Genomic DNA, 19527 nt, shown 5'->3' with positions numbered 1-19527 from the left:
ATCAGTTCACCTCCGGGGTGCCGGCGGCAGCGGCAACCGGTGCGGGAGACTTCTTCTTCGCAAAGATGCGGGATACCAGGACGAAGAAGAACGGGATGAAGATCAGGTCGATGAACGTTGCCGAGAGCAATCCGCCGGTGACGGCGGTGCCGATGGCGTTCTGGGCCGCGGCGCCGGCCCCCTTGGTGAGGGCCAGCGGCAGGGTGCCGAAGAAGAAGGCGAGGGAGGTCATGATGACCGGACGGAGCCGGATCTTCACCGCCGCCAGGGTCGCCTCCACCAGCTCATGCCCCTGGTGCATCTGCTCCTTGATGAACTGGATGATCAGGATGGCGTTCTTTGTCGACAGGCCCACGGTGGTGAGGAGCCCTATCTGGAGATAGACGTCGTTGGGGAGCATCCGCAGCTTGACCGCCGTCACCGCCCCCACGAGCCCCAGCGGGAGCATCAGGAGGTTGACGAAGGGGATGGTCCAGCTCTCGTAGAGGGCCGCCACGCTGAGGAACACTACCAGGAGCGAGATGGCGTAGAGGGCCGGCGCCTGCTTGCCCGCCTGCTTTTCCTCATAGGAGAGTCCGGTCCACTCGTAACCGACCCCCGGCGGCAGTTGGGCCGCCATTTTCTCCATCTCCGCCATCGCCTCGCCGGTGCTGATGCCAGGGGCCGCCTGACCCATGACCTCCACCGACGGAATACCGTTGTAACGTTCGAGACGGGGAGAGCCGTACTGCCAGCGGGCGGTGGCAAACGCCGAGAAGGGAACCATCTCGCCGCTCTTGTTGCTCACGTACCAGCTGTTGATGTCCTCCGGCAGCATCCGGGACTTGGGGTCAGCCTGGAGATAGACCTTCTTGACCCGGCCGTTCTCGATGAAGTCGTTGACGTAGGAACTTCCCCAGGCAGTGGCCAGCACGTTGTTGACATCGGCCAGGGAGACCCCCAGAGCGCCGGCCCGCACGTCGTCGATGTCGAGCTTGAACTGGGGCGAATCGTCCTGCCCGTTGGGACGCACCGCGATCAGCTTCGGGTTCTTCATGGCCATGCCGAGGAGCTGGTTGCGGGCCTCCATCAGTTTCTCGTGGCCAAGGCCGGCACGGTCCTGCAGCTGGAAGTCGAAGCCGTTGGCCTGCCCCAGCTCCACCACCGCCGGTGGTGAAAAGGCAAAGGCGAGACCGTCACGAATCTGCGAGAAGGCCTTCATGGCCCGACCGGCAACGGCCGGCGCCTTCAGGTCAGGGGTGGGGCGCAGCTTCCAGTCCTTGAGCCTGACAAAGGCGAGCCCCATGTTCTGGCCCCGGCCGGCGAAGCTGAAGCCGGCGACGGTGATGATCGTCTCCACCGACTTCTTCTCCTTTTCCAGGAAATGATGCTCAAGCTGCTCGATCACCTTGAGGGTCCGCTCCTGGGTAGCCCCGGCAGGGAGCTGGACCTGGCAGATGATGAACCCCTGGTCCTCGTCGGGGAGGAATGCGGTCGGGAGGTGCATGAAGAAGAACGCCATGGCCGCCACAATGGCTCCGTACACCACCAGGTAGCGCACCGGCTTGCCGAACGAACGGCCGACGATCCCTTCGTATTTCCCCCGACAGAAGTCGAAGCATTTGTTGAACCAGCGGAAGAAGCCGCAGAACCAGCCGCGCTCGCACGCCTCATGCCCCTTTTCGACCGGCTTGAGCAGGGTCGAACAGAGGGCCGGCGTCAGGATCTGAGCCGTCAGCACCGACAGGATCATGGCCGAGATGATGGTGATGGAGAACTGCCGGTAGATGACGCCGGTGGAGCCGCCGAAGAACGCCATGGGGAGGAAGACCGCCGAGAGGACGGTGGCGATACCCCAGAGGGCGCTGGTGATCTGCCCCATGGACTTGACGGTGGCGTCGTGGGGGGAGAGCCCCTCCTCGGACATGATCCGTTCCACGTTCTCGACCACCACGATGGCATCGTCCACCAGGAGGCCGATGACGATGACCAGGGCGAACATGGTCAGGGTGTTGATGGAAAAGCCGGCGGCCGACAGCACCCCCATGGTGCCGAGCAGAACGACCGGGACGGCGATGGTCGGGATCAGGGTCGCCCGGATGTTCTGCAGGAAGAGGAACATGATGATGAAGACGAGGAAGACCGCCTCGATCAGGGTCTGGACCACCTCTTCTATGGAAATCTTGACGAAGGGGGTGGTGTCATAGGGATAGACCACCTCCATGCCGGCGGGGAAGTATTTCGACAGCTCCGCCATCTTCGTCTTGACCCGGTTGGCGGTGTCCAGGGCGTTGGCGCCGGCGGCCAGCCGCAGCGCCATCCCCCCCATCGGCTTTCCCTTGTACCGTGCTTCGACATCGTAATTCTCGGTGCCGATCTTACACTCGGCCACATCCTTCAGCCTGACCGTGGAACCGTCAGGGTTGGTCTTCAGGATGATGGCGTTGAACTGTTCCGGGGTCTGGAGGAGGGTGCGGGCCGTGATGGTGGCGTTCAACTGCTGTCCCGGAGGCGCCGGGTTTCCGCCGAACTGACCGGCCGAGACCTGGGCGTTCTGGGCCTGCACCGCCGCGATGACGTCATTGGTGGTGAGGTGGTAGTTGTTCAGCCTGGCCGGGTTCAGCCAGATCCGCATGGCGTTCTGGGAGCCGAAGACCGTCACCTCGCCGACCCCTTCGGTTCTGCTGATGACGTCCTGGACGTTGGCAACCATATAGTCGGTCAGGGCCGGGCGGTCCATGGAGCCGTCTTCCGACACGAGCCCGATGATCAGGAGGAAGTTCTTGGTGGACTTGACCACCTGAATCCCCTGCTTCTGCACGATCTGGGGAAGGAGCGGCGTGGCGAGCTGCAGCTTGTTCTGCACCTGCACCTGGGCGATGTTCGGGTCGGTGCCGGCCTTGAACGTCAGGTTGATGGCCACAGCCCCGGCCGAGTCGCTGGTGGAGGACATGTAGATCAGGTTGTCTATCCCGTTCAGCTTCTGCTCGACCACCTGGGTGACCGTATCCTGCACGGTCTGGGCAGAGGCGCCGGGATACATGGCGTTGATGGTGATCTGGGGCGGCGCGATGGGAGGATACTGGGAGACCGGCAAGGTCTTGATCGCCAGGAGGCCGGCCAGCATGACCATGATGGCGATTACCCAGGCAAAGATGGGTCGGTTTATGAAAAAGCGGGACATGGAGGAGCTCCTTGTTGTCGATTAACGGCTCCCCTCTCCCTGAAGGAGAGGGTACGGGTGAGGGGGGAACGCTGGTACTGCCGATGCACTGTTCCCCTCATCCGGCCTGCGGCCACCTTCTCCCCCGGGGAGAAGGCACTCACCTTACTTTTGCTTGGCAGCTGCCGCAGCCGGCTGCGCCACAACGGCGGGAGCCGCCTCCGCCTTGACACCGAACGGCACGGCCTTCACGGTCGTACCCGGCTTTGCCCTCTGAATTCCTTCGAGGATGACCCGGTCGCCCGCCTTGAGCCCGTCGCTTACCAGCCAGCTGTCCCCAACGGTCCGGACGACCTTGATCACCCGGGACTCCACCTTGTTCCCCCCCCCCACCACCAGGGCCGTGGCTTCGCCCTTCGGATTGCGGGTGACGCCCCGCTGAGGGACCAGAATTGCCTGCTCGCTGACGCCATCCTCAACGATGGCACGGACGAACATGCCCGGGAGGAGGGTCTGCTTCGGGTTCGGGAAGACCGCCCGCAGGGTGATGGAGCCGGTGCTTTGGTCCACGGTGACTTCGGAGAACTTCAGGGTGCCCGGCAGCGGATAGGAACTGCCGTCCTCCAGCAGGAGCTTGACCCGGGCCTGGCCGGCCCCGTCGTGTTTCATCAGGCCACTGGCCAGATTCTGCTTCAGCTTCAGCAGTTCGGCGCTGGACTGGGTGACATCTACGTACATGGAGCTGAGCTGCTGGATGGTGGCGAGGGGAGCCGCCTGGCTGGCCGTCACCAGAGCCCCGTCGGTCACGGTCGAACGGCCGATCCGCCCGGAGATGGGGGCGGTTACCTTCGTGTATGCCAGATTGATGCGGGCGGTCTCCACCGCCGCCTTGGTGGACGCCACGTCAGCCTCGGCCTGCTTGAGGGCGGCGCTGGCGTCGTCAAAGTCCTGCTGGCTCACCGCCTTGATCTTCACCAGTTCGCGGAAACGCTCCGCCTTCAGCCGGGCGGGGATGAGATTGGCTTCGGCCCGCGCCTCGGCCGCCTTGGCGCTGGCATAGGCCGCCTGGTAGGTTGCGGGGTCGATCTGGTACAGCACCTGCCCCGCCTTCACATCAGCCCCTTCGGTGAAGAGGCGCTTCTGGACAATGCCACCGACCTGCGGCCGCACCTCGGCAATGAGATGGGGTGACGTCCGCCCCGGCAGTTCCGTGGTCAGCGCCACGCGCTGGGGGGCGATCTCCACCACCCCCACCTCGGGGGGACCCGCCTGCGGCGGCCCTGCGGCGGTCTTGTTCCCGCATCCGGTCATCATCATGGCTGTCGCCAGAACGCCCGCAACGGCGACCAGCCTGGCTTTATACGTGGTTTCCATAGACACCTCTATCATCTGCAGAAATTGCCGGTCGAAGCGACCGGTTACTTGTCTTTCCTCACAAAGGCGACCAGGGCCGTCAGGGCCCAGACCGCCATGGTGAATCCGATAAAAATAGTCATCAGCGTCACCCCGGAGGGTCTCCCCTCCCTGTGCCGCCCCAACTATCAGAATGAACGTTCATTCGCGACAGACGGGCGATACACTCCACGGCGGACAGCCACCCTACCTTCGGACCCCGTCCCAGCACGCCTCGATGGTCCGGGCAAGGAGGGGGTCATCCAGCACGACGAAGCCGAGGACATGGTCCCGCGCCACGGAGAGGAGCGGCCCGAAGGCAAGGGCGAAGAGGATGACCAGGGGCAACTCCTTCATCACCTGCTGGGCGACCCCCTCCTCGAAAAGCTCGCGGAACACGTCACGCCCCCCATTTTCCCCCAGGAGCTTGTCCCGGCGGTGCGCCACGCCGTACGGGGAGTTGTGGAACTGTTCGAGATAGCGAAAATCGAGGGGATTCTCGATGAAGTAGCGCAGCAGCCCGGTCCCGAGATGAAGGAACCGCTCCCGGATCGGCTTTTCCGGCGCGTAGCCAACCATGAGGAGGGGGAAGATCCGCTCTTCCAGCTCCCGGTAGAGCTCGCTGATGAGGACGTCTTTGTTCTCGAAGTAGCGATAAATCGTTCCGGCCCCCACTCCGGCCCGCTCGGCGATCAACGCCATGGGGGCCCCGTGGAAGCCGTGCTCGGCAATGAGCTCGAGGGCGGCGCGGACGATCTCGTCACGCTTGTCTTGCTTCGCCATGGGTCACCTCTGACCAACATCGGAATGAATGTTCATTCCGATGTTATCGATTTCCCCACGACCCGTCCAGTTAATTTTCGTTAAGGGGTTGCGCGCCCTCTTCCCGCCGGCACCTGCGTCTCGCACGGAACCCGGGTCTGGCAGAGGCCGCAGCCGGTCTGGGCGACGCCGTAGCGCTCCCCCACCGCGGCAGGGACCGCGCCGTAGACGTAGTCGCGGCACCTCGCCTTGTCGTGTCCCTGCCGCGAGAGGGCGCCGGCGGGGCAGCGGCCGATACAGGCCCCGCAGCTCCCCTCGCGGTACCAGAGGCAGTTGTGCCGATGGTCGGGGGAGGTGCGCGGCGTCGGTGGCAAGGGGAGATCGGTAATGACGCTCCCGAGGCGATGGGCGATTCCCCGCGGGGTGATGAGGGCGTCGTTCAGGCTGAAGGTCCCGAGCCCGGCGGCATAGGCGGCGTGACGCTCGGACCAGGTGGAGGCGACCCCGACGGCGGGGGCGTCCAGCTGCCGCCACCCCTCGGCCAGTTGCGGCGCCACGGCCCGGTGGCCGCGCTCCTGGAGCCAGGCGGCCAGGTGGCGGCGGAGGGCGCTGTTGAAACCCTCGCCGTTGTTGCGGGTAAGGGCCCACTGCCGTGAGGGCCACAGGCTCTCCTTCCGGTTGCTCTCGCGGGTGGCGCGGGTCACGGGGAGGACCCAGCAGATCACCGTGGCCGCGCCGTCCAGGATCTCCCCCGGAGCCCGATGGAAATCGCCGATGATCCGCTTATACTCCGCGAAGAGTGGGTCGTCCGCCGCGGCAAACCCCACGAGGGGCTCGTCGAAGTACGGTTCGCCGCTGTCGGGAAACCGGTTGTCGAGGGACTCCCCCACGAAGCGCCTGATCTCTGCCGAAATCATCCCGACCATGGTGACCTCCTTACCCCGCTGCCGACGTCGGACGCCGGTAGAGGGCGACGAAGAGAAGAAGCGTTGCCGCGCCCACCGCACCGCTCAGGAAAAAGCCGGTCTGGTAGCCGGCCTGCCGGATGACCGCTCCCATGCCGGCGGCGCAGAGCATCATCCCGATATAGACGCAGGTATTGTAACACCCCATGGCGAGCCCCCGCAGATTCCGCGGCACCACGTCGGCGATCAGCGCACAGACGGCGGTGAAGGCGATCCCCATGCTCATCCCCATCGCCGCCGCTCCCCCCATGAGCGGCACCACGGAGCGGCAGAGGCCGAAGGAGGCGAGCGCCAGGGCGAAGACGGCAAGCCCGGCCGTCACAAGGCGGCTGCGGTCGGCAACCCGGTCGCTCAGCTTCCCCGAGGGGAGGCGCGAAAGGGCGTTGGCCAGGGACTGGGCCGCGAAGACGAACCCGACGTGCCCCGAGTGCATCCCCTGGCTCCGGATGTAGAGCGGCATGAAGGTGACGAACATCCCGAAGCCGAAGCAGGTGCCGAGCGTGGCGACGAGACAGGCGAGGAGCGGGCGGTTCCCCATGAGCCCCTTCAGCGTCGGCAGGATGGCGGGGCGGTGGGGGGCGCCGGCGGCGTGGGGAGGCGGCATGGGGAGAAAGACGAAGGCCACGAGGAACATGGCCAGGATCAGCCCTCCCGACACGAGGAAGACCGGCCGGAGCCCCAGCGCCGTCCCGAGGAAGCCGCCGGCGGCCGGGCCGACGGTCATGCCGCCATACACCGCCATGGTGTACCAGCCGTAGGCCTGTCCCAACACCTCCGGCGGGGTGACGTCGGCCACGTACGACATGAGGGTCGGCGAGAAGGCCGACAGCCCGATGCCGAAGAGGAGATAGATCCCCGCCATCTGTAGCGGGGTGCGGCTCCAGTAGAGGAGAAAGGATGACCCCGCCAGGAGGAGCAGCCCCCCCAGCAGCGGCAGCCGCCGCCCCAGGCGGTCGGAGATGAGCCCCGACGGGATGGAGAGCGCGCCGGCCATCAGCATGAAGGCGCTGTTGATGAGCCCCACCTGCACCGAATCGGCCCCCAGCGCCGTGGCGAAGAGGGGGACGATCGGGATCCGCATGTAGGAGCCGAAGAAGCAGACAAAGCTGATGACGCAGGCGAGCAGCAGGAGTTTGCCGGCATCGCGCCTGCCGGCGCCGGGGGAATCGGTCATGGTCAGCGCCACTCCACCCGCGCTTCCCGGCGCTGCGGGATGCGGTGGTAGCAGTACTTCGGATAGCCGAACATGAGGGCGCCGAAGGCCCGGTGCCCCTCGGGGAGCGCCAGGACCTCCTGGAGCGGGGCGTAGTCGGCCGCCGCCCGCGTCAGGAACCCCGCCCAGCAGGTGCCGACCCCGTGGGCCACCGCAGCCAGCTCGAAGTAGTTCAGGGCGATGGTGCAGTCAACGGTGCTCCCGTGCCCGTCGGCAGGGCCGTGGGCCACCACCAGGTGCGGGGCGCCGCGCAGCACCCGGTCCTCCCCCTCCTCCCAGGCGCTGACGAAACCGGCGTACTGGCTGCCGAGTCCCGTATCCTGCCGGAGCCACTCCACGGTGAGGCCGGCCAGCTGCCGCACCGCGGCCGGATCCCGGAGCACCAGCCAGTGGACCTCCTGCCGGTTGCGGGCCGTCGGCGCCCAGCGGGCGGTGTCGACGAACTTCGCCATCAGCTCGTGGGGAACCGGCTCGCTCCGGAACTGCCGGACGGAGCGCCGGCTCCTGAGGAGCTGGACCGCCGCCGCGGCAGGGAGCGCCAGGCCGGCGTCGACCACCGGGGAATCGGCCCGGGGGATGGTGAGATGGTCAATGGCGTCATGGGGACAGGCGGCGACGCAGTGCCCGCACTCCATGCAGCGCTTGTTCCCCGCCGCGCGGAAGACGGGGATTCCGTCGGGGCCTGTCACGAACAGGTCGACGGGACAGACCGTACTGCAGATACCGTCGCGGCGGCAGGCGTCGCGGTCGATGCTGACGAGATTCATGGCTTTTTCCCCACCGAGAAGGCCTGGCCCAGGAGCGGCCCGACGCCGTGGTAGCCGCGGTGGGCGGTATCGAAGACCAGCGGCCTGATTTTCAGGATGTCGGGAAGACCGTCGGCGGCGAGGACGCCGGCATCGGCCTTCGTGTCGACGATCTCGCCGACGAACTGGGTGTGGAGCCCGATCTCCAGGGTATGGAGCAGGCGGCACTCCAGAACGAAGGGGAACTCCGCCGCGTAGGGGGCGTCCACCAGCTCGCTCCTCACCGGGGTGAGTCCGGTGACCTCAAACTTGTTGCCGTCGCGCCCCGAGGCGATGCCGACGTAATCGGCCTCCGCCATCAGGGCTTCCGACGGGATCCCGACCGTGAAGGCCCCCCGCTCCACGATGGCAGCGTAGGAGTAGGTCGCCTTGCGCAGGGAGACGGCGATGCAGGGCGGCTGGGAGCAGCAGATGCCCCCCCAGGCGGCGTTCATCAGGTTCGGTTTCCCCTCGCGGTCATAGGTTCCCACCAGCAGGACCGGGGTCGGGAAGAGCAGGGTCTTGGCCCCCATGGATTGCTTCATGGCATTTCTCCTCAATCTGAATTGGCCGCGCCAAACCCGGTGCGAATCCGGCCAGCGGCGCGGCAGTCATCTCGTTCCCCCCACGGGGGAATTCACCCCACGATGGCCCGGGCCGCGTCCTCGGCCTGTTTCAGGACCTGTTCGGGGACCGCATCGACGGTCACCGGTCCGACGCCGCAGGCGCGGATCAGGCGGGAATCGGTGAACCCCATCCATTTCAGGAAGCCGTCGTAGCGGGGGAAGATGTCGGCAAAGAGCGACTCGTCCGGGTTGCCCTGGGTCTGCACGAAGACGAGCTTCTTGGGTGAAAGCCGGCTCGGCTGCGGGTTGGTGAGGTAATCGGGCTTCAGGTACGAGTAGCAGCGGTCGATGAATCCCTTGAGCTGGGCGGTGACGTCGCCGTAGTAGACCGGCGAGGCGAGCACCACCGCGTCCGCCTCCTGCACCGCGGCCAGGACTTCCGTCAGGTCATCCGTCAGCACGCACTGCTCATCTCCCTTCTTGCAGGCATAGCATCCCTGGCAGCCGCGGTAAGTGAGCCGGTTCAGCTCGAAGGTGCGGGTCTCGGCGCCGAGCGCTGCGGCGGTCTCGGTGAAACGGTTCGCTATGGTGGCGCTGTTCTTCAGGCGCGGACTCCCCAACAGGGTGACAATCTTCATCATCTTCCTCCTTCGGTATCTTTGATGGTGCAGGGAGGTGAACGTCTCAGCTCTCCCGCAGGTTGACCACGACCCGTCCCGTGATCCCCCCGTGGAGGATGGTCTGGATCATGACTTCGAGCCCCGGCAGGGTGCACTCGGTCACCATCTCGTCGAGGCGGTCCGGCTTCCACCCCGCAGCCAGCCGCTGCCAGACCGCTTCCCGGATGTCGCGCGGGCACTGTACCGAATCGATCCCCAGCAGGCTTACCCCCCGCAGGATGAACGGATAGACGTTCACCGGCAGCTCCGGCGAGCCCACGAGCCCGCAGCAGGTGACCGTGCCGCCGTACTTCGTGCTTTTCAGAACCGCCGCCAGGGTCTGGCCGCCGACCACATCCACCGCGCCGGCCCACCGCTCGGCCAGGAGCGCCTTCTCGGCCCCGGCGGTCACCTCGTCGCGGCTGACGACCCGGGCGGCGCCGAGATCCCGGAGATACTCCTCGTCGGCCTCCTTCCCAGTGGAGGCTACAACCGTGTACCCGGCGGCGGCGAGGATGGCGACGGCGATGCTCCCCACCCCGCCGGTGGCGCCGGTGACGAGGATCTCGCCGGCATCGGGGGCCACTCCGGCCCGCTCCAGCTTCAGCACCGACAGGGCCGCCGTGAAGCCGGCGGTGCCGAGCGCCATCCCCTCCCGCAGGGAGAGCCCCTCCGGAAGCCGCACCGCCCACTCCGCCGGGATGCGGATATACTGCCCCCAGCCGCCGTCGGTCTCCATCCCCAGGTCGTAGCCGGTGACGATAACCTTGTCGCCCGGGGCGAAGGCGCCACTCTCGCAGGAGACCACCTCCCCCGCCGCGTCGATGCCGGGGGTGTGGGGGAACTGCCGCGTCACCCCGGGGTGTCCCGTGGCCGAGAGGGCATCCTTGTAGTTGAGGGAGGAGTAGTGGACCCGCACCACCAGGTCGCCGGCGGGCAGGTCGTCGATGCTCCGCTCCCGGATCTCCCGCACGAACTCCTTCTCGGGGGTCTTCTCCACCACCAGCGCCTTGAATGTCGATGCCGTTTCCATACAATCCCCTCCCCTGTTCACGAATTAGACCGGTCGTCTAGTCACCGGCCAAAAAAATTTTTACCGCTTCTGGAGCACCGTCGCAAAGAGGGTTTCGATGAAATCCCGCAGTGGCTGGGGCGACTTCATCACCTTGGCCCGCAGGATCGCCCCCTCCAGTCCCGAGAGGATGAAGCCCGCCACCACCCCGGCATCGAGCTCTGGCGCCAGTTCCCCCGCCTTCTGGGCCTCCCGCAGGCAGACGGCGTAGCGCTCCTTCCACGAGCCGAAGATCTCCTCCAGCCGCGCCCGGAAGCGCTCGTTCTGGTCGGCCAGCTCCTGCCCCAGGTTGCCGATGAGACACCCCTTGCTGCACTGGTTCTGCTCCATCCGCGTCAGCCCGCCGTCCAGCAGGTTGCGGATGCGGTTCAGCGGTTTCACCTCGTCGTCGTTCAGGAAGGTGTCGAGCCGCTGGTCATAGCGCTCGGCAAAGTGGTCGATCACCGCCAGGCCGAACTCCTCCTTGCTCCTGAAATAGTAGTAGAAGGAGCCCTTCGGGACCCCCGCCTCCTTCAGCACCGCGTCGATGCCGGTGGCGTTGAATCCCTGGCGCGAGATGAGGTCGGTGCCGATGCGGATGATGGTGGCGCGTGTTTCGTTCTTGTCCATGAGAGGAATTATTAGACTGGTCGTCTATAAAGTCAAGGGGGAATTTTACGGCGGCGGTATACGGCTTCTGTTCAGGGGCGGCACATCTCCGCCGCGAACCCGCCCAGGGTCTCCACCGCCTGCTCCACCCGGGGCGACCAGAAGGCGGCGTTCAGCCGGATGCAGTTACCGTACTTTTTCCGGGCGGAGAAGATCGGTCCCGGACAGATGGTGATCCCCGCGTCGATGGCCAGCTCGTAGAGCTTCATCACGTCCACGCTCTCGGGGCATTCGAGCCAGAGGACGTACCCCCCCGCCGGGCTGGAGACCCGGGTTCCGGCGGGGAAGAAGCGCCCCACGGCATCGGCCATGAGGGATATCTGCCGGGCATAGACCCGCCGGACGGTGCGCAGGTGGTGGTCGTAGCCACCGTTGGCCAGGAACTCGGCAATGGCGAGCTGGGTCGGCATGGGGGTGGAGATATTCGCCAGCACCTTCTGCCGCTCCACCTCCTCCTGGAACCGCCCCGGCGCGATCCACCCCACCCGGTACCCCGGCGCCAGCGTCTTGGAGAAGGAGGAACAGAGGAGCACCAGCCCTTTGCGGTCGTAGTTCTTCGCCACGGAGGGGCGGTGCTGGGAAAAGCTCAGGTCGCCGGCGATGTCGTCCTCGATGAGGGGGATGGTGCGGGCGGCGAGGATCTCCACCAGTTCCCGCTTGTGGTCGTCGGGCATGAGACATCCCAGTGGGTTGCTGAAATTGGTGACCGCGAGGCAGGCCCGGACCGGATGGTGCTCGATGGCATAGCGCAGGGCGTCGAGGCTCATGCCGTGGACCGGATGGCTCGGGATCTCCAGGGCACGCAGCCCCATCGCCTCGATGGCCTGGAGGAAGTTGTAGTAACAGGGAGTTTCCACCGCCACGATGTCGCCGGGACGGCAGATGGCCCGCAGCGCCAGGTTCACCGCCTCCACGCAGCCGGCGGTGGTGACGATCTCTCCCGGATTGAGGGTGCAGCCGGCGGAGAGCATCCGCCGGGCGATCTGGGTCCGCAGCGGGGCGCAGCCGGGGGGAAAATCGTAGTTGAGGCTCTCGGCCCGGTGTCGGCGCGCCTCCGCAGAAAGCATCCGGCTCAGCTTCTCGCCGGGGAGGAGATCGGGGTTGGGGATCGCCGCCCCGAGGGGAATCCGGTTCAGGATGATCGAATCCCGCATCACCATCAGGGAAATGTCGCGGCTCGACACCGTGGTGGGGCTCAGCATCTGGCGCGAGATCCGGGGGGCGTCGGGGGGGGACGGGATCCGCGCCTTCACGTAGTACCCCGACTGGGGGCGGGCCTCGATGACCCCCTGGTCCTCCAGGTAGCCGTAGGCCTCCAGGACCGTGGAGACGCTCACCTCCATCTGCCGGGCCAGGGCCCGCACCGACGGGATGCGGCTTCCCGGGGTGAAGGCCCCCTGCTCGATGAGGCCGGCAATGCGTCCCGCCACCTGCTCGTAGAGGGTCGACCGCCCCCCCTTCGTCACGGCCTCCGCGTTTCGCGCCATAACAGTTACCCCTTTCGTCGACCACAACAGTTCCCAGCCAACCCAAACTGTTACGGTAACAAAAAATATGTAATGTAACTGTTATTCTTCCAGATCGTCCGGCATACTGCAACCATGAAATTTTCGCATGCCGGTTCTCAGGGGTGCGGGAAGGAGAAGGCCATGGAAATCCGTCTGCCGAAGAACGAAACCGTCAGAATCGAAGGGGATCCGCGGGGGCTGGTGCTCTGCTGCCGCGAGGGGATCGTCTGGCTCACCCAGGAGGGGGACGACCGGGACCGGTTTCTGAAACCGGGGGAGATGTTCGGCTTCACCCAGGGCGGAGCCGCCGTCATCGAGGGGTACCGCGACGCCCTGGTCACCATCGTCCGGGGAGCCCACCCCGCCCGCCGGAGAGAGCCGGCCCACGACCCCGCCGGCATTGAAGCCGGCATCCGGCTCGTGTATCATGGAGCGGACCGGTGAGCGAGATCGCCCTGCCGACTGCCGCCCCATCGCCCAAGGAAGCGACCATGCCCCATGCCGCAGATACCGCCGCCCGCGAGGCACGCCTCGGGGTGACCTACGCCCTCGCCGCCTACCTGGTGTGGGGTTTTTTCCCGATCTACTTCAAGGCGCTGGCAGGGGTGGCGCCGCTGGAGGTGCTCGCCCACCGCATCGTCTGGTCGGTGATGACCCTTGCCCTGATGCTGACCGCCGCCCGCCGGTGGGAAGGGGTCCGGGCGGTCTTCGCCCAGCCGAAGACGCTGCTCACCCTCTGCGCCACCACGCTCCTCATCGCCGTCAACTGGCTCGTCTTCATCTACGCCGTCGGGGCCGGCAAGGTGCTCCAGTCGAGCCTCGGCTACTTCATCAACCCGCTGGTGTCGGCGCTTCTCGGGGTGGTCTTCCTGCGGGAGCGGCTCAGGGCGAAGCAGAAACTGAGCTTTCTCCTGGCCGCCGCCGGGGTCGCCTTCCTCACCGTCCAGCATGGCGAGCTCCCCTGGATATCCCTCGCGCTTGCCCTCTCCTTCGGCCTCTACGGCCTGCTGCGCAAACAGGCGCCGGTGGACTCCCTCTCCGGCCTCACGGTGGAGACCCTGCTCCTCTTCCCCGTCGCCCTCGCCTACCTGCTCTGGCTCGCCCACCAGGGGACGAGCGCCTTCGTCGCCGGCCCGACGCGCCTCACGGTGCTCCTCGCCTGCGCCGGGGTCCTCACCTCCACGCCGCTCATCTGGTTCGCCGCGGCCACCAAGCGGCTGCGCCTCGCCACCGTCGGGCTGATGCAGTACCTGGTGCCGACGCTCCACTTCCTGCTGGCGGTCTTCGCCTACGGCGAGCCATTCACCCGCGCCCACCTGGTGAGTTTCGCCTGCATCTGGGCCGGTCTCGTCCTCTACACCATCGACGCGGCAAAACTCCTCTTCTCCGCCTCCCGGCCGGAATAGCCATCATGCAAAAAGCCCGCAATGGCGGGCTTTTTCACTTCTTTGCCGTGTCGTTGCCACGGCGCCACTCTTTCCAGTCCGCCGTCACCGCCCCGGCCATCGCCTCCGCTGCTTCGTGGAGCCATCCTTCGGGGCGTTTCTCCAGATCTTCCCTCACCTTTTTCACCGCCGCCGGGCTCCCGAGGTGGATGTTGGCGGTCTCGAACCCCATGGCCCGCAGCAGCCGCTTTTCGTCGCGCTTGTGCGACAGCGAGGCGAGCTCGATGCGGGAGCAGTCCGGCGCCAGCCGCCGCACCAGCCAGCGGCTGTGCAGGGCGACGAACGGATCGGGAACGCGGAGCGCCGCCGCCAGGATCTCGTCATAGCGCACGGTCGCCGCGCCATCCCCCCCCGCCGCCCAGACGCAGGCCGACGGGACGAGGACCTTCACCTCCCGGGCCACCCTCCCCCCCGACCAGGTGCCGACCGCAACGAAGCGGTGCCGTCCCAGGCTTCCGAGCCCCGCCACCCGGTGGCTGATCCGGACATCGGCGGTGGCTGTGGGGAGCGCCTTCTCCAGGAGCCGGCGCGCCTCCGGCGGCACCGTCCCCTGCCATGCCGGGAGATTGTCCATCTTCTCCCAGAACCGGACCGGGTCCCGCAGCTCGCCGAAGGCCGTCTCCCGGAGCCACTGGTGGCGCTCGGCAAGGACGTAGGGCTCTCCCCCCGCCATCCCCGCGGCATAGCCGTCGAGGATCGCCCGGCAGGCATCCTTGGGGGAGATGTCGATCCCCTTCCCCTCCCCCGCCAGGAGGGCGCTCGCCGCAAGCCGCACCAGATCCGCCGCGTAAGAGAGCGGGCAGACCTCGTCGAAGTCATTGACCCCCCAGACAAGGCGCCCCTCCGCGTCGCGCCAAGTGCCGAAGTTCTCCACGTGGAGATCAGCCACCGCCAGAACCGCCAGCGCCCGGGCCAGGTCGGGGCAGACTTCGGGCCAGCGCTGCACCCACCGATAAAAGGTGGCCCGCAGAAACTGGAACGGATCCTCCGCCATGCGCCGATGCTTCAGCGCCACGTCGTCAGCCACCAGCGGCGTGAAACCGGCCACCCACGCTTCGTAATCCCTCGTCGCTTCGTCAATGGTCATCCGCTCCTCCTAGTTCTATTTTGTCAGATGTTCCACCACTGGCTCCCGGAGGGGGCGGAGCTCTCGCGGAGAAGCGATCCCCGCAAAAAACCACCACCGGCATGAGCGGAGGGAACGCTCCGGGAATCGCTGTTCACGTGCCACGAAGATCTGCTGGTGACGCTGGATCGGTTCGGAGTGAGAGCTCCGCCCCCTCCCGACGCCACGCGTCGACGCAAGGTGACAACATAGAGCTAGAACTTCACCCGGAACCCCACCATCCCGTTGTGGCTCTCGTACTTCAGCTTGGTCGTCGTCAGCGGGTCCGAATCGAAGGTCGCCTTGGCGGTGCCGAAGTAGCGGTAGCCGAGATCCAGCGAAAACTGCCGGTTGATGGCGATCTCCAGGCCGCCGCCGGCCTGGTAGGCAAAGACGGTGGCGTCATCCGAGGGATAGAGGAGGAGCCGTCCCACCGCGTCGTTGCCGTAGGTATCGCTCAGGTGCAGCACGGCAAAGCCGATCCCTCCCCCCCAGTACGGGGTGACCGGCGTCGCGTTGTGGAGATCGAAGAAGGCGTTCCCCATCACCGCCAGGGCCCCGAGGTTCCCGTCCACCCCCCGAAACCGGAAGCCGGTGTCGTCGGTGATCGACTTGATCTCCGCATGCTTGTAGGAAATCTCCCCCTCCAGGCGGATGAGGCCGAAGTCGTACCCGCCGGTCCCCCCCACGTTGATGCTCGGATCGAACTCCACCCGGTCGTTGAAGACCGACCCGCTCGTGTTGTTGATGCTCGTCACGTCGGTGTCCAGGGGGGCGCTCACCCCGAGGAAGCCGGAGACATAGGCCCCGGGCCGGGGCGGCGCCGCCCCGGAAACGGCGGGGATGGCACAGAGGGCTATAGCGGCGATGGCAATGATGAACTTGTTCATGGTGATCCCCCTTGAATGAATGAACGCGGCTCCTTCCCGTTACTACTCAGTGTACCTCGGATCGGCGGCAAGGAAACCGCGTCGCGGCATTTGAACGGATAAACGCGCCGGCATCCTTCCGGTTGACCGCCCCCGGCACAACGCAAAAAGGGGAAAGCCGTCGCCAGCCCTCCCCTCTCCGATCTTCCCCCCCGCGGCACCGCCCCCTACCGGGCTGCCATCCTCCAGCGGCTCACCAGCCGGGCAAGCTCCACCCCGTCGTCGGTCCGCACGATCTGGTGGATGCAGACGGGGCTCTCCCCGCCGGCCTCCTGCCGGCAGCGGGCAACCACCGTCTCGCCGTAGAGCGCCTCGGCCCGGTAGGCGATCTCCAGGTCGGCGAGGCGGACCCCCTCTGCCACCTCCGCCGGCACCGTCTCCAGGGCCCAGGCGGCGTAGACCACGTTATTCAGGTGGCGGTTCATGTCCAGATCCCCCCTCCCCACCCGGAAGGAAAGCTCCGCCGCCGGCCCGGACAGGCGCGGGAGCGTCGCGAAGCGGTCATCGATCGCCCGGCGCGGCAGGAGGGGATAGACCGGCAGGCGCTCGTCGATGGCCACCGGCCGGCGGGTGGCGAGATCGAGCACCGCGAAGGAACAGGTGGCGAGGGCGACGGGACGGCCATCCACGGCGGTCATCTCGAACTCCCGGCAGGTGAAGCGCCCTTCCCGGCTCGACGGCCAGCTCCGCACCCGCAGCTCGTCGCGAGAGGATGCGGCACCGAGGATCGTCAGATGCGTGCGGGAGAGGACCCACGTGAGCCCGCACCGCATCAGATCGTGCACCGAAACCCCGAGGAGCCGCGCATGGTCACCCGCAACCTCCTGGAGATAGTTGAGAAGCGCCGTCGGCCGCACCCGCCCCTCCATGTCCACTTCATAGGAGCGGATGGGAAAGATTTTTTCGTAGATTGGTTCCATTTGACATCCCGACTGCGGGGGGAGGTTTTGAAGCAAGTGACGGAGCGCGTGCCCCGCACGTGGCGCTTCTCAGCCCGGATCGGTGTCCAAGGGCCTGCCCGGTCCGTGCTCTCTCATTTCTTCATGTAGCGGCGTTCTCCAGTAACCGGGTCGTAGTGAACTTCCACAGTTTGCCCGGTTTCAGGGTCTTCAAATTTCTCACCCGTTGATTGCCATGGCCGGTCATGGTTGTGCTCGTTACGCCGGTAACGCCACCGTTCGAAAAGAACCGCGACCACCAGAATGCCCCCCCAGATCAGAAACGGCTGAAAGGCACATTTATCCCGAATCCAGAGATACATGCCGATCGCTGTCAGTCCAAGTCCACAAATCAGCAACGATATTCTCAGCATGGATTCAACCCTGTTTTTCCAGTACCACCGCAGTGCCATAGGCAACAATCTCACTCATTGTCTGTCCAATTTCCGCCGAATCAAAACGCATCATTACGATGGCGTTTGCATTCATCAAGGCGGCATTCTTTACCATGCGGTCAATGGCATGTCGCCTGGCCTCTTCAAGGAGCTGTGTGTATTCCGTAATTTCACCGCCAAATATTGATCGCAACCCTGCCAAAATATTGCCTGCCAAGCCTCTGCTTCGAACAACTACACCGAATACTTGCCCTTTCACCTCAGTAACCCGGTAACCCGTAACATTCTCCGTTGTAGTAATGATCATTTCATCCTCGCAGGTACTTTCAGTTGTCAGATCATTTGTCCAAGGGGGAGAGCTAACCGGCGCGCAGTTTTTTTGCGCGACCGGCTGACTGCTTGGTTGGACGTAAAGCGGTCTCGACGAGCCGGCCGCTGGCATATTTGTGGACGATACTGGCAATAAGTGTCTGGTAGGGCATACCTTCCTCTGCAGCCCTCATTTGGATATCTTCGAGGTCACGAGAAGAGAGCCGGATGTTTATTCGTTTATCCTTGGTGAGGGTGGCTGCAGCACTTGAAGCATAGCGGGCAATCTCGTCGTCAAGATTAGCCACCGACTTCCACTCTCCGCCCTCATATGATTCCAGGATGTCATCTTCGTAATTTTTTTCTTCAGCTTTTAATTTCTTACTCATCGTTCTTCCCCTTTGAAATGTACCTCTTGGTGGCGCTTCGACTCGGAATGGCCGTCTTCAGAAAGATTTCTCCATCCGTTTCAACAAAAGGAACCAAGAAGGCGTAGCCGCGAATGCGGACGATAAAAATACGCTGATTCGGGTACTTTTCTTTATTGGGATGTTCGACCACATCAAGGAGCGCGCCTTGGGAAACAGCTACCAGCACTTCCTCGAAGGAAATGCCCCGCTCAGCCTTGAGCGCCAGGTTTTTTTCGGAGCTCCAATTGATAGGCTTCATATTGACATCATACCTTCACGTGTGCCTTTTGTCATCACATTCATTTCCGTACAACGTGTGAGAGCGCAGCGGCTTGGCCGCTGTCGCGCTTTGTTGGCCCAGCTATGCTAATTATTCTACCACTGGTTCGTATTTGATTTTTGCATGTAACTTTAGTATGTTACATGCTATTTCCCCAGCAATAAAAGCAACGATAATAATCAAGAAAAAATACCAATTTCCTAAATTATATTTCTTCTGGAAAAGGCCTATGGTAATAGACATGCCAATTAGGCAAGGCGCGACAATGAAGAATAGGGATCTAGTCCGAATAAAGCAAATATTAAAAGATTTATCTCTTTCGCTGTGAGCATCCATCAATATGGCCATAATAATTCCAAATAAGAATACTCCAGCTGTTAATATGCTAAACGCTAATATTTCTTTTGTCTGATCTTTCATGCCATACTTGCTTAAGTTTTTAATACCAGATATCCTACCTGTTATTTTGTATGCTGGCTTAGCATTACCTGTAATAATTTTAATTGTTATTGCATCTTCAGGATTCAATAGTGTAGGCATAAATGATATGGTTTTCCCTTTAATTTCTATTCTTGCCTTGATAGAATCAGGTTGCTTGCCTATAACAGATGCAGCTAACAAATTTGTAATTTCACCAGATTCAATATCTATCGGACCATCAAAATCTCTTGACTCTATTGGTACTCCTCCATCATTTATAATTTTAATTACTGAAACGTAAGGTTTTGCTACCTGGTTCCCTTGAAAAAACACTTGCAAGCCATGAGTATCTGATTGTTCTTCTGATACCAGTGGAGATACAGATTGTATATCGTATGATACTGATTTCTTATTGTTAGACGAGATAACTAGCCAAGCTGGAGCTAATGCCAACACAGAAATCATCGTTGTTACTACGAATTTCCAGTTCTTTCGTATGAAACTCATCTATTATTCCTTTCTTAGCGGCCAACTCGCTATTGAGCGGTTCACGCGCACGCGCGCGTGAACCGGTGATCTCCCTT

General features: G+C 64.0%; 21 protein-coding genes. 2 read left to right on the top strand and 19 right to left on the bottom strand.

The window, feature by feature from the left end:
- Position 1 precedes the first annotated feature (1 nt).
- The 11 genes from GPICK_RS04255 to GPICK_RS04205 form a co-directional block, all read right to left on the bottom strand.
- Positions 2-3163 (bottom strand): efflux RND transporter permease subunit, encoded by a 3162-nt coding sequence (locus tag GPICK_RS04255; RefSeq protein WP_039740768.1) that lies wholly within the window; start codon positions 3161-3163, stop codon positions 2-4.
- 144 nt (positions 3164-3307) lie between these two features.
- Positions 3308-4516 carry an efflux RND transporter periplasmic adaptor subunit gene (locus tag GPICK_RS04250; protein ID WP_039740766.1) on the bottom strand — a complete coding sequence of 403 codons (1209 nt, stop codon included), beginning with the start codon at positions 4514-4516 and terminating at the stop codon, positions 3308-3310.
- A 225-nt stretch (positions 4517-4741) separates the two neighbouring features.
- Entirely contained in the window at positions 4742-5317 is a 576-nt protein-coding gene (locus GPICK_RS04245) for a TetR/AcrR family transcriptional regulator (protein WP_039740765.1), read from the bottom strand.
- A gap of 80 nt (positions 5318-5397) precedes the next feature.
- Entirely contained in the window at positions 5398-6222 is an 825-nt protein-coding gene (locus tag GPICK_RS04240; RefSeq protein WP_039740764.1) for an epoxyqueuosine reductase, read from the bottom strand.
- Positions 6223-6232: 10 nt separating this feature from the next.
- Entirely contained in the window at positions 6233-7435 is a 1203-nt protein-coding gene (locus GPICK_RS04235; protein WP_039740763.1) for an MFS transporter, read from the bottom strand.
- 2 nt (positions 7436-7437) lie between these two features.
- The gene (locus GPICK_RS04230) at positions 7438-8241 is read right to left on the bottom strand and encodes a nitroreductase family protein (protein WP_039740762.1); all 804 of its coding nucleotides are present in this window, start codon (positions 8239-8241) and stop codon (positions 7438-7440) included.
- Positions 8238-8804, bottom strand: a complete 567-nt coding sequence (locus GPICK_RS04225; protein ID WP_039740761.1) for a flavin reductase family protein — start codon at positions 8802-8804, stop codon at positions 8238-8240. Before GPICK_RS04225 ends, GPICK_RS04230 begins: the two co-directional genes overlap by 4 nt.
- Before the next feature lie 92 nt (positions 8805-8896).
- On the bottom strand, positions 8897-9463 hold the full coding sequence (locus GPICK_RS04220) for a flavodoxin family protein (protein WP_039740759.1): 567 nt from the start codon (positions 9461-9463) through the stop codon (positions 8897-8899).
- 46 nt (positions 9464-9509) lie between these two features.
- The gene (locus GPICK_RS04215; RefSeq protein WP_039740758.1) at positions 9510-10517 is read right to left on the bottom strand and encodes a YhdH/YhfP family quinone oxidoreductase; all 1008 of its coding nucleotides are present in this window, start codon (positions 10515-10517) and stop codon (positions 9510-9512) included.
- Positions 10518-10577: 60 nt separating this feature from the next.
- Positions 10578-11165 (bottom strand): TetR/AcrR family transcriptional regulator, encoded by a 588-nt coding sequence (locus GPICK_RS04210; RefSeq protein ID WP_039740757.1) that lies wholly within the window; start codon positions 11163-11165, stop codon positions 10578-10580.
- Between the two features lie 71 nt (positions 11166-11236).
- A complete protein-coding gene (locus GPICK_RS04205) occupies positions 11237-12691 on the bottom strand; it encodes an aminotransferase-like domain-containing protein (RefSeq protein WP_039740756.1) in 1455 nt (484 codons plus the stop codon).
- Positions 12692-12853: 162 nt separating this feature from the next.
- Here GPICK_RS04205 and GPICK_RS04200 point away from each other — a divergent pair, with 162 nt between their 5' ends.
- Positions 12854-13156, top strand: a complete 303-nt coding sequence (locus GPICK_RS04200) for a DUF2917 domain-containing protein (RefSeq protein WP_039740755.1) — start codon at positions 12854-12856, stop codon at positions 13154-13156.
- A complete protein-coding gene (gene rarD / locus GPICK_RS04195; RefSeq protein WP_236685644.1) occupies positions 13153-14118 on the top strand; it encodes an EamA family transporter RarD in 966 nt (321 codons plus the stop codon). Before GPICK_RS04200 ends, rarD begins: the two co-directional genes overlap by 4 nt.
- Before the next feature lie 34 nt (positions 14119-14152).
- Here rarD and GPICK_RS04190 read toward each other — a convergent pair whose 3' ends face one another.
- From GPICK_RS04190 to GPICK_RS17245, 8 genes are all read right to left on the bottom strand, one after another.
- On the bottom strand, positions 14153-15244 hold the full coding sequence (locus GPICK_RS04190; protein WP_039740753.1) for a DUF2252 family protein: 1092 nt from the start codon (positions 15242-15244) through the stop codon (positions 14153-14155).
- Positions 15245-15477: 233 nt separating this feature from the next.
- Complete coding sequence (locus GPICK_RS04185; protein ID WP_039740752.1) at positions 15478-16152, bottom strand: outer membrane protein; 675 nt, start codon at positions 16150-16152, stop codon at positions 15478-15480.
- A gap of 206 nt (positions 16153-16358) precedes the next feature.
- A complete protein-coding gene (locus tag GPICK_RS04180) occupies positions 16359-17111 on the bottom strand; it encodes an acyl-[acyl-carrier-protein] thioesterase (protein ID WP_039740751.1) in 753 nt (250 codons plus the stop codon).
- A 113-nt stretch (positions 17112-17224) separates the two neighbouring features.
- Entirely contained in the window at positions 17225-17503 is a 279-nt protein-coding gene (locus GPICK_RS04175) for a hypothetical protein (RefSeq protein ID WP_052263273.1), read from the bottom strand.
- Positions 17504-17507: 4 nt separating this feature from the next.
- Positions 17508-17831, bottom strand: coding sequence for a YbjQ family protein (locus GPICK_RS04170; RefSeq protein ID WP_039740749.1), 324 nt, complete (start codon positions 17829-17831; stop codon positions 17508-17510).
- Positions 17832-17883: 52 nt separating this feature from the next.
- Positions 17884-18222, bottom strand: a complete 339-nt coding sequence (locus GPICK_RS04165) for a hypothetical protein (protein WP_039740747.1) — start codon at positions 18220-18222, stop codon at positions 17884-17886.
- On the bottom strand, positions 18215-18502 hold the full coding sequence (locus GPICK_RS04160; protein ID WP_039740746.1) for a BrnT family toxin: 288 nt from the start codon (positions 18500-18502) through the stop codon (positions 18215-18217). Before GPICK_RS04160 ends, GPICK_RS04165 begins: the two co-directional genes overlap by 8 nt.
- Before the next feature lie 111 nt (positions 18503-18613).
- Positions 18614-19450 (bottom strand): hypothetical protein, encoded by an 837-nt coding sequence (locus tag GPICK_RS17245; protein WP_144400038.1) that lies wholly within the window; start codon positions 19448-19450, stop codon positions 18614-18616.
- Positions 19451-19527 lie beyond the last annotated feature (77 nt).

The sequence above is a fragment of the Geobacter pickeringii genome (assembly GCF_000817955.1).
GTDB lineage: Bacteria > Desulfobacterota > Desulfuromonadia > Geobacterales > Geobacteraceae > Geobacter > Geobacter pickeringii.
This window is presented reverse-complemented; position numbering and strand designations above follow the sequence as displayed.

What these genes read in the sequence shown, in the direction of transcription:
- GPICK_RS04235 (WP_039740763.1), bottom strand. Translation starts at nt 7,435, where the DNA reads ATGACCGATTCCCCCGGCGCCGGCAGGCGCGATGCCGGCAAACTCCTG.
- GPICK_RS04185 (WP_039740752.1), bottom strand. Translation starts at nt 16,152, where the DNA reads ATGAACAAGTTCATCATTGCCATCGCCGCTATAGCCCTCTGTGCCATC.
- GPICK_RS04165 (WP_039740747.1), bottom strand. Translation starts at nt 18,222, where the DNA reads ATGAGTAAGAAATTAAAAGCTGAAGAAAAAAATTACGAAGATGACATC.
- GPICK_RS04240 (WP_039740764.1), bottom strand. Translation starts at nt 6,222, where the DNA reads ATGGTCGGGATGATTTCGGCAGAGATCAGGCGCTTCGTGGGGGAGTCC.
- GPICK_RS04215 (WP_039740758.1), bottom strand. Translation starts at nt 10,517, where the DNA reads ATGGAAACGGCATCGACATTCAAGGCGCTGGTGGTGGAGAAGACCCCC.
- GPICK_RS04250 (WP_039740766.1), bottom strand. Translation starts at nt 4,516, where the DNA reads ATGGAAACCACGTATAAAGCCAGGCTGGTCGCCGTTGCGGGCGTTCTG.
- GPICK_RS04210 (WP_039740757.1), bottom strand. Translation starts at nt 11,165, where the DNA reads ATGGACAAGAACGAAACACGCGCCACCATCATCCGCATCGGCACCGAC.
- GPICK_RS04190 (WP_039740753.1), bottom strand. Translation starts at nt 15,244, where the DNA reads ATGACCATTGACGAAGCGACGAGGGATTACGAAGCGTGGGTGGCCGGT.
- GPICK_RS04200 (WP_039740755.1), top strand. Translation starts at nt 12,854, where the DNA reads ATGGAAATCCGTCTGCCGAAGAACGAAACCGTCAGAATCGAAGGGGAT.
- GPICK_RS04225 (WP_039740761.1), bottom strand. Translation starts at nt 8,804, where the DNA reads ATGAAGCAATCCATGGGGGCCAAGACCCTGCTCTTCCCGACCCCGGTC.
- GPICK_RS17245 (WP_144400038.1), bottom strand. Translation starts at nt 19,450, where the DNA reads ATGAGTTTCATACGAAAGAACTGGAAATTCGTAGTAACAACGATGATT.
- GPICK_RS04230 (WP_039740762.1), bottom strand. Translation starts at nt 8,241, where the DNA reads ATGAATCTCGTCAGCATCGACCGCGACGCCTGCCGCCGCGACGGTATC.
- GPICK_RS04245 (WP_039740765.1), bottom strand. Translation starts at nt 5,317, where the DNA reads ATGGCGAAGCAAGACAAGCGTGACGAGATCGTCCGCGCCGCCCTCGAG.
- GPICK_RS04175 (WP_052263273.1), bottom strand. Translation starts at nt 17,503, where the DNA reads ATGCTGAGAATATCGTTGCTGATTTGTGGACTTGGACTGACAGCGATC.
- GPICK_RS04220 (WP_039740759.1), bottom strand. Translation starts at nt 9,463, where the DNA reads ATGAAGATTGTCACCCTGTTGGGGAGTCCGCGCCTGAAGAACAGCGCC.
- GPICK_RS04160 (WP_039740746.1), bottom strand. Translation starts at nt 18,502, where the DNA reads ATGAAGCCTATCAATTGGAGCTCCGAAAAAAACCTGGCGCTCAAGGCT.
- GPICK_RS04255 (WP_039740768.1), bottom strand. Translation starts at nt 3,163, where the DNA reads ATGTCCCGCTTTTTCATAAACCGACCCATCTTTGCCTGGGTAATCGCC.
- GPICK_RS04180 (WP_039740751.1), bottom strand. Translation starts at nt 17,111, where the DNA reads ATGGAACCAATCTACGAAAAAATCTTTCCCATCCGCTCCTATGAAGTG.
- GPICK_RS04205 (WP_039740756.1), bottom strand. Translation starts at nt 12,691, where the DNA reads ATGGCGCGAAACGCGGAGGCCGTGACGAAGGGGGGGCGGTCGACCCTC.
- GPICK_RS04170 (WP_039740749.1), bottom strand. Translation starts at nt 17,831, where the DNA reads ATGATCATTACTACAACGGAGAATGTTACGGGTTACCGGGTTACTGAG.